Origin of the sequence: Chryseobacterium bernardetii, from assembly GCF_003815975.1 — a bacterium.
In the GTDB taxonomy this organism is placed as follows: domain Bacteria; phylum Bacteroidota; class Bacteroidia; order Flavobacteriales; family Weeksellaceae; genus Chryseobacterium; species Chryseobacterium bernardetii.
In genome coordinates, this window is record NZ_CP033932.1 from 70,473 (window position 1) to 85,160 (window position 14,688).

A 14,688-nucleotide genomic window follows, 5' to 3' on the forward strand; every position below is an offset into this window, starting at 1 on the left:
AGCAATTAAGTCTAATTTTTCAGTTGAATGAATGACAACAAAAAAGGCTCAATGAGAAAAATTGAGCCTTTAGATTGTATAATTGTTGAATTAACTAGTAAAATTCTTTCTTAGAAGCAGCTTCATTTCTTGCTTTTGCCAGCATCGGAATAGAAATAAGTCCCATTACCAGCATAATAACTATCTGAAGCGGCAGAGAAATAAAAGAATAGGTAAGTCCCATTTCACCACCAAGATCAGCACTTTTTCCTACTGAGATAAATAAAGCCATAAAGCCATACTTCATAGCCAGATTATAGGCTCCAATTCCTCCACTTGCGGGGATAATCATCCCAAGTGTTCCTACAACAATAATGAAGAAACCGTCTGCGAAGGTAAATGCTGAAGTTTCAGGAAGTGCAAAGCACACAAGATATGCTGCAAAATAATAGCAAATCCAGATTCCTAATGTATATACTATGAACTTTCCTTTTTGTTTCAGCTTAAAAATAGTAGTTAGCCCCTGAAAAATACCATCAATAAAATTAACAATCTTCCCTAAAAACGGAACGTTCGCCAACTTCTTTTTAAAGGCAAAAAATAAAACGGTACCTCCTATTAATACAGCAAGAACAAATAAAATTTTATTAGGGTTGATTGTAACCCCAGAATTTTCATAGAATGACAGAATTGCTTCATATTTAAACAATAATGTCAGACCAAGGAAACAAAGCATACATATCAAATCCACTACCCTTTCCAGGATAATAGTTCCGAAAGATTTATCTACAGGTACTTTTTCCACACCATATAACGCTGTAGCTCTTGCCACCTCACCACTTCTGGGAATCGTAAGGTTCATGAGATATCCAAATGAAATGGACCAGAGTGAATTGGAATTGGAAATCCTGTGCCCCATTGGCTCCAGCATCAGATTCCAGCGAATTGCTCTGAACCAATATGCCAAAAGCCCAAACACGGAAGCAAACAGTACCCAAAGATAGTTGGCCTTAGCCAATGACTGCTTAATCACTTTAAAATCAAGACCACGTAAGGCAAGCCATAAAAAAAAGCCTGCAAAAGCAAGCGATATTACTATTGTAAGTATTGATTTTAAAGGACTTTTTGATGTTTTCTCCATGAACTAGGTAAGAAGGTTTGTTTTTTCATCCGGGAAAACGATCTTCGGCTGGAAGTCTTTTGCTTCTTCAGGCGTCATCTGTGCATAAGCAATAATGATGATGATATCATCCTTCTGTACCTTTCTTGCAGCCGGCCCGTTAAGACATACTTCTCCGGATTTTCTTTTCCCTTTGATAACATAGGTATCAAAACGTTCTCCGTTATTTACATTGACGATATAAACCCTTTCTCCCACTACCAATCCGGCAGCTTCAATCAGATCTTCATCTATCGTTATACTTCCTATATAATTAAGGTCTGAGGCTGTAACTCTTACCCTATGGATCTTGGACTTGAAAACTTCTATTAACATGCTGCAAATTTATTAATAAAAATTAATAAAACAGACCTTCACGACCATTAAAAAACTCCCACAAACAAGGTGGTTTAATTTTATAAAACACAAAAAAAGAGATCATTACTTATATTATTAACAATTATATTCTTAAAAACATCAATACTTTGTACACAATTTAGGATTTAATAAATACAGGAAATAATATTAACTTTTTGCTAAAGTCAATAAACATAAGCATTTGGCATGATTTTAGTAACCCGTAACGTAGATTTTTCGTGAAAAACCGAATTATCATATTTTAACTGTTTTCACTGAAAAGTAAAAAAATTGTATAAGTTTTAATAAAAAAATTGCACAATTAGAAAATAGTATTATATTTGCTATAATTACGAACTAACTTTAATATTAAAAATTATGAACAAGTCTGAATTAATCGACGCAATCGCAAAAGATGCAGGTATCACTAAAGTTGCAGCAAAAGCTGCTTTAGAATCTTTCATTTCTAACGTAACTTCTACTTTAAAGAAAAAAGACGGAAAAGTTTCTTTAGTAGGTTTCGGTACTTTCTCAGTAGCTGAGAGAGCAGCTAGACAAGGGATCAACCCTGCAACTAAAAAACCAATCAAAATTGCTGCTAAAAAAGTTGCTAAGTTTAAGGCTGGAGCTGATTTATCAAACGCAGTTTCTGGTGCTAAGAAAAAATAATCATTCAGATTACAAAAATTCAGGACCGCTTCATGGAAGCGGTCTTTTTTTATGTTCTATGACTGCAGATATTGGATGGGCAATAAAAAGATATCCATTAAAATAAATAAAGCGGACTAAAAGCCCGCTTTATTCAATTTGCAGTAATAAGTATGACAAATTATAATGTCATTAACTCCCTTCTCTTTTCTATCTATGGAGCCAACCTTGAAATCTTCCAATCCAGGTCTTCTAACTGATATATAATTCTATCATGTAAGCGATTAGGCCTTCCCTGCCAGAATTCTATTTCGTAAGGTTTTGCAATATATCCGCCCCAGTGAGCCGGTCTTGGAACTTCTGTGTTTTCGTATTCTTTTTCCAGCTCTTTTAATTTTCTTTCCAGAAACTCACGATCAGGAATTTCCTGGCTTTGTGGAGAAACTACAGCCCCTAGCTGGCTTCCCTTGGGCCTGGAATGAAAATAACCGTCACTTAGGTTCTCTGCAACTTTTTCAAGATCAGCTTTGATAATGATCTGTCTTTCCAGGCTGGGCCAGAAAAAATGAAGGCATGCTTTATGGTTATTCTGAATTGCCTTTCCTTTTCTGCTGTTATAGTTGGTATAGAAAATAAATCCTTCGTGAGTGTATGCCTTCAACAATACCATTCTTGTTCTGGGACAGCCATCTTCCTCCACTGTAGAAAGCGCCATAGCATTAGCTTCTGAAACTTCAGGGCTCTCACTTGCATCCAAGAACCAGTCTCTAAACTGCTCAATCGGATTTTGTTTTATCTCACTTTCAATAAGTTGGGATCTATCGTACACTTTTCTTTTGTCGTGCAGGTTTTCCATAAATATTTTTTATTAAATTTGAGTATGAATCACTCATACAAAGGTAAAATATTAATCTCGACACCTGACATTTCCGGCGATATTTTTTCCCGATCGGTAGTATTGGTTATTGAACATAATGAAAGCGGAGCTTTTGGATTGATCCTGAATAAAAAAAACAGCCAGATGAGCAGTAAATTCAAGGATTTCTTTGATTTTAAAATCGAGGTATATGATGGTGGCCCTGTGGAAAATGACAAGGTATTTTTTATAGTGAAAGGTGATGAAAAAGTAACTGAAATATACACAGACATCACTGATGAATATTATCTTACCGAAGATATTGAACGTATCATCAATGCTGTATTAGCCAATGAACTGGACATTCACAATGTAAAAATCTTTTCAGGATATTCCGGTTGGGCCCCGAATCAACTGGACAGTGAAGTTCAGAGAAAAATGTGGACCGTAGTGGATGTTTACAACCTTGATTATACTCTTCCGAATGACCAGACCTTGTGGAAATCCATCATGCAGAACCTTGGTGGAGAATTTTTACTTTGGGCCAACTCCCCTGAGGATATTTCATTAAATTAACAATATCCCTTTCATATGATTAAAAATAATTAACAAATTTTAAGATTCTGTTAACCAATTTTAAAGAAAGTTTTTCCGTTCTTTGAAAAACCAAAATCACTGAAATGAAAGGTACTACATTACTTGCTTTATCAATCTTTTCGACCGTTTTTTTATCATTTACTCCTCTTAACAAGAAATACATTGTCATAGACGCCGGCCATGGCGGAAATGATCATGGCGCTGTATTTGGTAATTTTAATGAAAAAGATATCACATTAAGTATTGCAAAGGAAATACAAAAACTTAATGGAAATCACGATGAATATGAGGTGATTTTAATAAGAAATGAAGATACTTATCCCAGCCTTTCGGAAAGAACCAATCAAATTAATACACTGAACCCTGAAATGGTAATTTCACTTCATGTTAATACTTCTCCTCAGAAGGAGACTTCTATACATGGTACAGAACTGTATGTTCAAAATTCAGAAGAATCTAAGAAACTGGCAGGGAAAATTTATAAAAAATTTAAGGTCCGTAAAATTGAGGAGCGTAGCAACCTTCATATTTTAAGAGAAACAAAAGCTCCTGCCGTACTGGTTGAATTAGGCTTCATCAACAATACTGCAGACAGGACTTACATTACCAGTGAAAACGGCCAAAAAGAAATCGCACAGAAATTTGTTGACATCATCAACGGAAACTAAATAAAGAAACAATTTCTGATTTACTCAGAATAAAACCCGGTAAAGGACTTTGTAACTTTGTTGTTTACCGGGTTTGTCAATTTTATGAATTAAAACTCTTTTTCCAACTTTCTACCAATTCTGTAAATCGGGAAGTTTCAAAGGTCTTATTCCTTATTTTACCTACAGAAAATATGCCTTTCTCATCAGAAATCATTAAAATCTCTTCCGCTTTCTGAGATTCGAATGCAATAATCTCGTGTTCCTGGATATCCGCCAGGTTATTTTTATGTAAAAAAGTAACGAAGTTTTCCATTAAAGGAGAAATGTAGGCCCCTTCTGTCTGCTTTGGAACTTTAATGACATCTCCTTCCATAAATAAAAGGTTACCTGAAGTAGTACGGGCAATTCTTTTATTGGGATTTAAAAGGATCACATCATCAAGATCATTTTCCTGGGCATAAATTGCTCCGTAGATATTTTCCGGACAGTGCACCCTTATATTGCTTAAAAGGTTATTATTCACGTTAATTTCCTTAATGAGGTCCAGCTCCAGAGGTCTATGATAAACCGCCAGCATATCTTCCGTTTCTTCTACTTCATAAAAATAGGAAATTGAGGATTTTGCTAATGTTACTGCATCCTGATTTCTAAATACCTGGAAATTGATAATCCCGTTCTGTATTCCTTTCTCATCTATAACTTCCTTTTGGAACAGTGACTGGAAAAACTCCAATGTATAGGTTAGAGGAATATTCATTCTCATCTTTCTCATGGAAGCCATCAGGAAGAAATAACATTCTTCATCCATGATCAATCTGCCGTCTCTTACAAAGAAAGAAACCTTCACTGCATCGCCCCAAAGAAAGGCTCTGTTCTTCACATTCAATGCGTCTGATGTAAAATATTGATTTTCCAATTTTCGATGTGATTTTTTTATAAAAAAATAATGAACGATAAATCGTTCATCAGTTTTATCATTTGATACAGTCCTGCATTATGCAGCACCTAATTTTATTCTAAGGTTTTCAATAAGATTTTCCCAATACATTGCGTTTTCATCTTCATCACCTTCTTCACAGAAATCAGTAATATTCAGTGACAGATCTTCTGTAATATCATCTATTACGATTGTCATTTCAAAGAAGTTTTTAGTTCCTTCGTCTTCTTCCCATCTGAAACGCACGAAACCTTCGGGCTTATATCTGATCAAAGTGGCCTTTTCAGCAGGTCCTCCACCCCAGCTAAAAAAGAAATCATCGCCTTTCTCTGTAACCTCATCCGCAAACCATTCAGACAACCCCTCTGCAGTAGCCAGATATTCATATAAAATCTCTGATAAACAATGCATTGGAAATTCGTAATGGACTTTATGTTTCGCCATATAATCTTTGTTTTTATCGTCCCGCAATATATAAATTAATTTTTTTATTACACAAAATTGCAGTTACTTTTTTAAAGAATATGCATGATATTTATCAGAGATTATAAATATGTATTATGTTAAGTATAACGCTTTAAAACTGCCATGTAAGGCATAAAAAAAATCTCTCCGTTTGGAGAGACATTATCTTTAATTTTCATTAAGAATATCCAGTATTATCTGGCAGCCCTTTCTGATTTCGTCTTTTGAAATTGTAAGTGGCGGAGAAATTCTCAAATATTCATTTCTGTATAACTGCCAGAAAACAATAAGACCATTTTCCATGCATTTTTTAGCTACATTTAAGGTGTATTCCGGTTCTCCAAGGTTTACAGCGAGCATTAATCCTTTACCATTGATATTTTTAATCTTAGGATGCACTAAAAGTTCTCTGAACAGTTTTTCTTTTTCATCCACGTCATTCATCAGTCCACTATCCAGAACTTCTTTTAAAGTTGCATAGCTTGCTGCTGCAATCAGTGGATTTCCTCCAAAAGTAGTAATATGCCCCAGCTTTGGAGAATGAGACAATGTTTCCATAATTTTCGCAGAGCTCATGAATGCTCCTACGGGAACTCCGCCTCCCATACCTTTACCCATAACAAGGATATCCGGAACAATTCCAAAATGTTCAAATGAAAAGAGCTTTCCTGTTCTTCCAAAACCGGGTTGGATCTCGTCCAGAATCAGAAGCGCTCCTACTTCCTCACATCTTCTCTTCAGTTTGATCAGGTAGTCATCATTGGGAACCAGAAATCCTGCTGCTCCCTGAATGGTTTCCAAAATAACACAAGCTGTTTTCTCCGTGATCTTATCAAATTCATTCTCATTATTAAATTCAATAAAAGTTACCATCGGCAATAACGGGCGGAACTCTCTTTTATGGTTTTCATTTCCTGAAACACTTAATGCCCCATGGGTATTTCCATGATAAGAATTTTTAAAGGAAACAATTTCTTCTCTTCCGGTATATCTTTTAGCCAGTTTCAGACTTCCGTCAATAGCTTCTGCTCCGCTATTTACCAGGTATGTAACTTCTAAAGGGTCCGGAGTAGCTTCTGCCAGCAATTTACATAATGCAACCGGCTTTTCCTGAGCATATTCCCCATACACCATTACGTGAAGATATTTATCGGTCTGTTCCTTAATAGCATTGACTATTTTCGGATGTGAATGTCCTAATGTATTGGCAGAAACTCCTGCTACAAAATCAAGATATTTTCTTCCGTCTGTACCGTAAATATAACTTCCTTCTGCCTTTTCAACTTCAAAGCCTGCAGCAAATTTTGTGGTTTGTGCCTGATATATATAAAAATCTTTATGCATTTCCATTGTCTCGAAAAATTTCAGCAAAGCTATAAAAGATTCGCCAAATGCCGAAATTATTGCCGGAGAATAAAAATATCACCCTTAATTACTTAAGAGTGATATTAAATGAAATATTAAGATTCGTTTAAACTTATAATACTTTTTCCACAGTTACATAACTGTCGGTGGTAACGGTATAATTGGTTGTACCACTTACCTCCGTAATAGACTCCAGGGTAATATATTGCCCCTGAACTGCATATACTGAAATATCCAGGCTAATCTTCCTGTTGGTTCCGTCAAAATTAACCGTGTCTTCCAGCAATTGAAACTTTTTCACATCATTCAGGTATAAACTGGCCCCTAATCTATTGCTAAATGTTCCGGCTGGGCCTGTAAAGGTAAGGCTCACATTAACTCTGTATAATCCAGTCTGTCTGACATACAACCTGTTAAGATCAGCTCCTGTTGTAGGAACATTAGTTTTCAGTTTTAAAGGATCAGCAAGGAAATTAGGTTTATCAACAGTATTATTGATGGGTAAAAAAGCGGTACCATCAGTAGTGGAAACAGAATTCAACCTAAACCTTGAAATATTATCAGATTCTATTTCAAAAGCTTTGCTCCATACGAGCCCGTCAAAAACCATTACCTGGCCTGTACTTTTAACAAACAGCAGCATTCCTCTCAATTCCTCTATTCTGGTTGCCGGGGCACTTGCTCCTGTGTAAGGAAGGTCTGTTACTGCGTTTACAGCCGGAAGCCCGAAACCTTTCACACCTGCTGCCTCACTGGTATTAGTGATATACATCATTACGCGGTCATTTCCACTGGCATTAGAGTCCGGATTGGCAATACTGGTGAAATTCACCTGTGCACTGTAAATATTGATAGCCAATAAAGACAGTCCGAATATATATTTTTTCATCTTAATAAGCTTTAATTAAACGTGCTGCGAGATAGGAATTGATTGAATTGGAATCTGTACCATATGCGGAAAGAGACCCTCCTGACCCTCCAATGGTCCTGATGGTAGGAATAACTCTTAATTCTGCTCCTGCCGGTAAAGAAAGAGTCTGGGCGAAACTGCATGTTTTGTTTCCGTTGGTATCGATAACAAATATCAGCGAATAATTGGATTTGGTGACAATAGTTTCCCAGTTTCCGGTAGGTGTATATCTCACCTGCAGTGTCAGTTTAAATTCCGTTACCCCAATCTGAGCTCCAAGAGATCCGCCTGTAAAACCTAAAGCTGCGCCTACATCATAAATCCCGGCCTGCTTTATCGTTACATTAGTTGCATTTTTTAATGTAAGATTATCTACAAGAACTTCACTTTTATCATCCGGAGCTAAATAAACAGCAGAACCTGTTGAAAGACATATTCCTAAACCAAAAGCGATACAAGGAATGGAAATCCCTGAAGAAATTCCTAATCTAGAGCCTTTAGGCTGGTAAATTCCCTGAATCTGTTTGGCAGGATTCCATGCATAGCCATCATATTTATAATACTGATCATCAGCCTTGCTGTAGATAAGTCCGCCTATCAGGTTTGGATAGTCATTAAATAAATCTGTTACTCCTGCATTATACTGCGGAAATGAAGTAAAACTATTGGAATATGGCAGTATGGCTCCTTTGGTTCCGTCCAGAACTTTTACGATATTTTTACTACTATAAATATCTCCACCAATACCGACCTGGGACTGAAAAAAGTATTGGCTAAAAAGTGCTATAATTAATGTAACCTTTTTCATCTTATTGCATATTTATTTTTTCAACAATAATATCTGATATAGAGTTTCCTGTAGTATTCATAGAAAAAAACATATTGTTTCCTACACAACCACCTACCAGCATTGTCTGGTTACCATAAAATCTTAGCCTTGCTCTGTCATTGGCATTAAAAACACCTACATAAGTAAATGCAAGTGATTGCCCTACATCTATAGAACCAACAGGTATTGAACCTAATGAAAGTAAACCACCTGTAGTATTACTTACTGTATTATTAACAGGTCTCCATGTGGCTCCGTTATCTGAGCTAATCTCTAAATTCAGCCTGGAATAAAGATTCGTAGATGCTCCCAAGCAAACAGGAGTTCCTACATTGAGTGCTCCACTTTTAAAAGATACCTTATATAAGCCTCTTGTTTTAAAATTAATTACATTGCTTGTTGTACTCAGCAAATCTACATCTGTTGAAATTTCATTCAATGCCGGAATTCCCGTAGTAAACGGTACATCTACTGCAGCACACTGCTGATTAGATCCTATAATACAATTAGGGAATGGCAATAATACACAGGGGTCACAAGTAGTAGTAACGGTACCGTTCCTTATAAAACGGGCCATTTTATTATTCTTCATGGTAGTAACAATAGGGTCAGAAATCTTCCAACTTGTTCCGTCATTCTGAACAATACTCCCTGTTTCACGGTTAAAGATAATGGATCCTTGAGTTCCATCTCCTGTTGTACCAGTTAATGAGGAAGGTAATACTGAAGTTGTATTCGCTCTCGGTAATCTGGTGGCATAATCATCTTGCTTTACGTGCAATTGTGCCCGAACGTCAGGCTGGAAGCCTGCTGCCTTGGAAATACCTACCTGGGCATTGACCTTTATATTACAGATAATAAAGATCAAGATAATAAATTCTAATTTCATATTGTCTTTTTTTATTGCTTGATCTATTGAATTTATAAAATATTATAATCAGATAATCATACTATTACCAAAAAAATAATAATTCCAAAATATTGGAATAAAGAAAATCAGTAAAAAAGCCCTACTGGAAGGAAAACTCTATGCTTATAGCAGAATAAAAAATATTTTAAAATTGTTCAAATCCTGTTCCTGGATTTGAACAATTTCAGACATTTTTTAGTGATTTGACGCAGTAATATTTCACCAATTAATGATATAAGGAATAACTTTTAAGCCTTACGCTCTCAAAAACAAGGTTTTATTTCTGATTTCCAACAAGATTAAAAAGTTAATTAATCCCAACAATAAAAACGCAAAAAGATTTGATAATCAATGTTATATATTAAAACAAGATAGATTTACTTACAACAAAAATGTATTTATTCAACTCATTTTTACAACTAATCAATTTAGAGTGTAAAAATGAGTTAATCCATATTTTATCATCATTTAGTGATGTAAACATATAAATCTGCCTATTCTCTATAAATGTTAACAATTATATAGAAACTGAGGGTCTGTTTAACCAAAAACCTAGCTGTTCAAATTAAAAAAATAGATTCTAATAAAAAAATGGTAACTCATCATTGCAAATAAAAAAACCGCTTTATAATAAAGCGGTTCATTGTATGATTATTTTCTTACTCTTTTTGGTTTTTTAGCCTCTTCTTTAGCCTGTTCTTTTTCTATAGCTTCCTGGGCTTTATCGTAAAGTTCATTGTCTGAAGTATATTTAATTTCTTCATAATTAGGACTATCTACCAATATATCCTGCCATTTCCTGATCCGGTCTTTGGTATTCCAGTTGAAATCAGGAAACTTTCTTTTTGATGGTTCAATTTTACTCATCGGATAAGTATCAGAGGTAGCGCCAATACTACAGGAAATGATCTGCAAAGCTCTTTCTTCAAATAAAGCGCCAATGATACCACAGGCAGAAAGTGTAATTCCTATTCGTTCCGGTTTTTTGGTCTCTTTATTTACATCATCCACATAAGCAATAGACTGCGCATTTCCAACTACTCTGGCCTCTTTTATATCATTCCCCTGATAGTAAACCGTCATAAATTTACCTTTCACCTGATTGAATTCATCTTTCAGGTTTAAAGAATCTACTTTACTGATAGCGAAAGCATTTCCGATCACTTTTAAAGAGTCTATATTCTCATTCTGGGTATTAAAATAGGCTTCAACTTTATCTCCTGTCACCTGTTTTTCGCCACTCCATAAAATAGGTTTTGTATACATGTGCATAACACCATCTGTTTCATTAAAAGCAATGGAGTCTGCTCTTCCCTGTGCATTGGATTTGTATATTCTTGCTTTTCTATAGGCTCTTAAAAAGCTTTTCTTTATCCTGATATCAAGAGAATCCGGTCTTTGGTAAGTAATGATTTTCTCTGCTGCAAAATATGCGGTATCTTTTTCCATAATTTTAACAGCATAGGGATTTTTGGTTATCATTGAAGAGTCTTTCTTCTCAAAGATTTCACCATATCCTCCTTTTACATATCTTCTTTCTTTGGGGTCATCCAGCTTTACGTTACCGGTTGCTTTTCCAAAACCTGTAATCTGATTAAAATACATATCATCACCTGTAAGGATTTTATCATTATAAAAGATCTTGGAATTCTTATTCAGAAAGGCTTCTTTGGTTTCCATTCTGTAGGTTCCTCTTTCTGTATAAACCCTGTTTTTAGGGTTAGCTCTGTTGGTAATAGTGGTAGGCCCGAAAAACTCAGCTACTTTGGTATTCTGATTTTGTTTGATATTAACTCCTTCTATAATGTATTGGGCATTATCTATTTTAACATTCCCAACAAAGTCAATCATTTTAGTATCCAGAAAATAGGTAGCAGACTTGGTATACATTACATTTCCCTGACTGTCGGAAATAGTTCCTCCTGTATTAAAATAGGCCTGACTCGACAGTTTATCATAATACAGAACATCTGTTTTAATGGTCTGTTTAGGATCCGTAAGAACAACATTCTTTCTGGCAACACCTTTTTGGATATTTCCATCATATTCCATTTCTCCTGCTGTAATAACAGATCCATCGGCATTTTGAAGTTTTGTATTTCCAATGGCTTTGGCAAAGTTTTCTTCACTATAAAGAACAACTTCATCTGCCGTAAGTATAGATCCCTTCTGCTCTATCTGAACATTTCCTACAAAATACTGGTTACCATTATATTTTGTGGGATCTTTAATAATTTTATCTGCGTTGATAAGTTTTATTTTATCTTCAGGTTTCAGTGGCTGCGGTTTTGCAGGTGAAGAAGTCTGTAAATAAGGATCTCTCTTCACAGGAGTTTTATCCTGCGCAAAACCAAGCGTAGAAATAAAGATAAACAGAAAAAGGATTATTCTCATTAATTAGTCATTCTTAGTGCCATAGAAATATAGCGAATGAGAATCAATTTTTACGCCAAATGCTTCTTCAATGGCTTCTTTGATTCCTTGAATTCTTGGGTCACAGAATTCAATAATTTCTTCAATTTCTTTATCAGAGTCTTTTTTGTAGATCACCAGGTGGTCATGCTGTTTGTCAAAATAAGACTTTTCATAAGATGAAGAAGTCAACGTCTTTTCCCCGAACTGATGCTTACGGATTAAACCCGCATCAAGGAAAATTTCAATTGTGTTATAAATAGTTGCTTTAGAGACATGATATTTCTTCTGCATCATCAGAAGATACAGATCATCAACATTGAAGTGATGATCCATATTATAAATTTCTTCTAATATCGTATATCTTTCAGGAGTGTTTCTAAACCCTTTTTCTAGTAAGTAGTTTCTTAAAACATCCTTGATTAAAGCTATATTTTTTTCTTTTTGTACTGTATCCATTAAAAAAATTATCTACAAATTTATTGAATTTTATTTAAATAGATATTATGGTTGAATACTTTGAACCTTAAGAGTTATGACGGAAGTATCCGGACTGTTCAATTTTATTATCATAAACAGTAAGTTCTGTAATAGGAGCAGACTCTACTTCTACGTTGTGCGAAGACACTCCCCAGGCCTTAAAGTCATCACTTCCGATATACTTCACAAAGTTGTAAATGTTAAGGGTAATCTTCTGCTTAACAGTTAAAAGTATATCATTGATATAAGTATTATCTATAATTACATATTTCAGATCCGGTGGTATATCATGTGCTCTTAAAGACGGGTGGCTGCTTCTTGAAGGAATGGTTCCGTCTGCCATTAAATCTTTAAGGACCATATTGAAATAATCGTTGATTCTTCGGTCTACTTTAAATCCTAACAGGAAGTTAATTTTATATACTGTTCCAGGAAGAATTTCATCCACAGTATATTTAAAAGTATATGGATCTTCCTGATTTACTATACTCAGGATGAAATAATGATCTGCTCTTTTGGGCTGCTTTTTGATGATAGAATAAATAATTTTGGATTCTACTTCATCATTTCTTTTAGCACGGCTCAGATAAGCCAAGTTGGTTGCATATTTTGGAATGGACTCATCCAGTTTCATGTCTTTAAGAATGGATACGTATTTTTCTATTTTGACAAACTGGATAAATCTTGTCTTGATTAATCTTCCATTATACCATGCATACATAGAAACTCCAATAGAACCAGCCAATACAACTGTGATCCATCCACCTTCCATGAATTTGATGATATTGGCGCTGAAGAAACCTAATTCAATGGCCATGTAAACTAATGCAAAAAACAATATTAATATTTTACTTACCCTGTGTTTCAGTAACCAGAATACTAATAGAACGGTTGTCATTAACATCGTCACTGTAATGGAAAGCCCGTAAGCCGCTTCCATTTTCCCTGATTCTTTGAAGTGCAACACAACAATGATGCATAGGATAAGAAGTCCCCAGTTGATTCTTGGAATATACATCTGCCCTTTTACACCGGAAGGATAATCAATTTTCTGATTTGGCCAAAGGTTAAGAGACATTGCTTCTGAGAATATGGTGAAAGAACCTGTAATTAATGCCTGGCTGGCAATAATGGCTGCAGCTGTTGCCAGAATTACCCCTGGAATAATCATCCATTCCTGCATGATACCAAAGAATGGGTTTACTACGGAGAATCCGGGTTTATTATAATTGCTTAAAAGCCATGCTCCCTGCCCAAGATAGTTTAGAATAAGCATAATCTTAACGAATGCCCAGCTCACTCTGATGTTTTTAGCCCCGCAGTGTCCTAAATCAGAATACAGTGCTTCTGCCCCGGTAGTACAAAGGAAAACAGCTCCTAAAATAACAATCGCACTCGGAGAATTAGCAATAAGTTTATAAGCATAATAAGGGTTGAAAGATCTTAAGATCTCAAAATTTTCACTCAAATGCATCACTCCCAGACCTCCCAATACTAAAAACCAAACCACCATCACCGGGCCAAAAAACTTCCCGATAAAGCTGGTTCCGAATTGCTGTACCACAAAAATGGCAATCAGAATTCCGATAGTTATAGGAACAACAGGGGTATGTGGATTATAAATCTCAAGACCTTCAATAGCTGACATTACGGTAAGTGATGGTGTAATTACACCGTCTGCAATAAGGGCAGCAGCACCAATAATTGCAATGAGATACAGCCAACCTTTCTTAAGGTTTCTTACCAGTGAAAATAAGGCAAGAATTCCTCCTTCCCCTTTGTTATCTGCTCTCAAAGCAATGATCACATATTTTATTGTAGTCTGCAGGGTGAGGGTCCAAATAATACAGGAAAGAGCTCCTTCTATGTATTCATTAAAAGGCATATTGCTCCCTTGGGACCGTGCATTCACAATTGCTTTCATTACGTAAAGCGGAGAGGTACCAATATCTCCAAAAACAATTCCTAGAGACACTAAAACTCCTATAAAAGAAAGTTTCTTTATGTCAAAGTGGTAGCCATCTTCTGTAACTTCTGCCATATCAGCTTAATTTATTTTAAAGGCGCAAATTTATACTAATTTTATGACGTCAAGAATTTTTCTTCATGAATATAATAAATGAAAAAACTTCCT

15 protein-coding genes are annotated in these 14,688 nt (G+C 35.4%); 3 read left to right on the forward strand and 12 right to left on the reverse strand.

What is annotated here, in order from left to right:
• Window positions 1-94: 94 nt before the first annotated feature.
• Window positions 95-1,120, reverse strand: coding sequence for a lysylphosphatidylglycerol synthase transmembrane domain-containing protein (locus EG339_RS00335; RefSeq protein WP_123868359.1), 1,026 nt, complete (start codon window positions 1,118-1,120; stop codon window positions 95-97).
• A 3-nt stretch (window positions 1,121-1,123) separates the two neighbouring features.
• Window positions 1,124-1,474, reverse strand: coding sequence for an aspartate 1-decarboxylase (panD, locus tag EG339_RS00340; protein WP_002976902.1), 351 nt, complete (start codon window positions 1,472-1,474; stop codon window positions 1,124-1,126).
• Between the two features lie 399 nt (window positions 1,475-1,873).
• On the opposite strand from panD, the gene EG339_RS00345 reads away from it, so the two are divergent.
• Window positions 1,874-2,164, forward strand: a complete 291-nt coding sequence (locus EG339_RS00345) for an HU family DNA-binding protein (protein WP_047097388.1) — start codon at window positions 1,874-1,876, stop codon at window positions 2,162-2,164.
• Window positions 2,165-2,357: 193 nt separating this feature from the next.
• On the opposite strand, the gene pdxH is transcribed toward EG339_RS00345, so the two are convergent.
• A complete protein-coding gene (pdxH, locus tag EG339_RS00350; protein ID WP_123868360.1) occupies window positions 2,358-2,999 on the reverse strand; it encodes a pyridoxamine 5'-phosphate oxidase in 642 nt (213 codons plus the stop codon).
• Window positions 3,000-3,023: 24 nt separating this feature from the next.
• Between pdxH and EG339_RS00355 the strand changes: the two genes are divergently transcribed.
• On the forward strand, window positions 3,024-3,575 hold the full coding sequence (locus EG339_RS00355) for a YqgE/AlgH family protein (protein WP_123868361.1): 552 nt from the start codon (window positions 3,024-3,026) through the stop codon (window positions 3,573-3,575).
• 104 nt (window positions 3,576-3,679) lie between these two features.
• Window positions 3,680-4,264, forward strand: coding sequence for an N-acetylmuramoyl-L-alanine amidase family protein (locus tag EG339_RS00360; RefSeq protein WP_123868362.1), 585 nt, complete (start codon window positions 3,680-3,682; stop codon window positions 4,262-4,264).
• 82 nt (window positions 4,265-4,346) lie between these two features.
• Here EG339_RS00360 and EG339_RS00365 read toward each other — a convergent pair whose 3' ends face one another.
• From EG339_RS00365 to EG339_RS00405, 9 genes are all read right to left on the reverse strand, one after another.
• Window positions 4,347-5,162: an aminotransferase class IV gene (locus EG339_RS00365; protein ID WP_123868363.1), complete on the reverse strand. Its 816-nt coding sequence runs from the start codon at window positions 5,160-5,162 to the stop codon at window positions 4,347-4,349.
• Between the two features lie 78 nt (window positions 5,163-5,240).
• Entirely contained in the window at window positions 5,241-5,627 is a 387-nt protein-coding gene (locus tag EG339_RS00370) for an START-like domain-containing protein (RefSeq protein WP_066694078.1), read from the reverse strand.
• A 189-nt stretch (window positions 5,628-5,816) separates the two neighbouring features.
• Window positions 5,817-6,992 carry an aspartate aminotransferase family protein gene (locus EG339_RS00375; protein WP_123872589.1) on the reverse strand — a complete coding sequence of 392 codons (1,176 nt, stop codon included), beginning with the start codon at window positions 6,990-6,992 and terminating at the stop codon, window positions 5,817-5,819.
• Between the two features lie 133 nt (window positions 6,993-7,125).
• Window positions 7,126-7,902 carry a hypothetical protein gene (locus EG339_RS00380; protein WP_123868364.1) on the reverse strand — a complete coding sequence of 259 codons (777 nt, stop codon included), beginning with the start codon at window positions 7,900-7,902 and terminating at the stop codon, window positions 7,126-7,128.
• A 1-nt stretch (window position 7,903) separates the two neighbouring features.
• A complete protein-coding gene (locus EG339_RS00385; protein ID WP_123868365.1) occupies window positions 7,904-8,731 on the reverse strand; it encodes a hypothetical protein in 828 nt (275 codons plus the stop codon).
• A gap of 1 nt (window position 8,732) precedes the next feature.
• The gene (locus tag EG339_RS00390) at window positions 8,733-9,641 is read right to left on the reverse strand and encodes a hypothetical protein (RefSeq protein ID WP_123868366.1); all 909 of its coding nucleotides are present in this window, start codon (window positions 9,639-9,641) and stop codon (window positions 8,733-8,735) included.
• Window positions 9,642-10,313: 672 nt separating this feature from the next.
• Window positions 10,314-12,056: an OstA-like protein gene (locus tag EG339_RS00395; protein WP_123868367.1), complete on the reverse strand. Its 1,743-nt coding sequence runs from the start codon at window positions 12,054-12,056 to the stop codon at window positions 10,314-10,316.
• 3 nt (window positions 12,057-12,059) lie between these two features.
• Entirely contained in the window at window positions 12,060-12,533 is a 474-nt protein-coding gene (locus EG339_RS00400; RefSeq protein WP_027374694.1) for a Fur family transcriptional regulator, read from the reverse strand.
• Window positions 12,534-12,600: 67 nt separating this feature from the next.
• Window positions 12,601-14,595: a KUP/HAK/KT family potassium transporter gene (locus EG339_RS00405; RefSeq protein WP_123868368.1), complete on the reverse strand. Its 1,995-nt coding sequence runs from the start codon at window positions 14,593-14,595 to the stop codon at window positions 12,601-12,603.
• Window positions 14,596-14,688 lie beyond the last annotated feature (93 nt).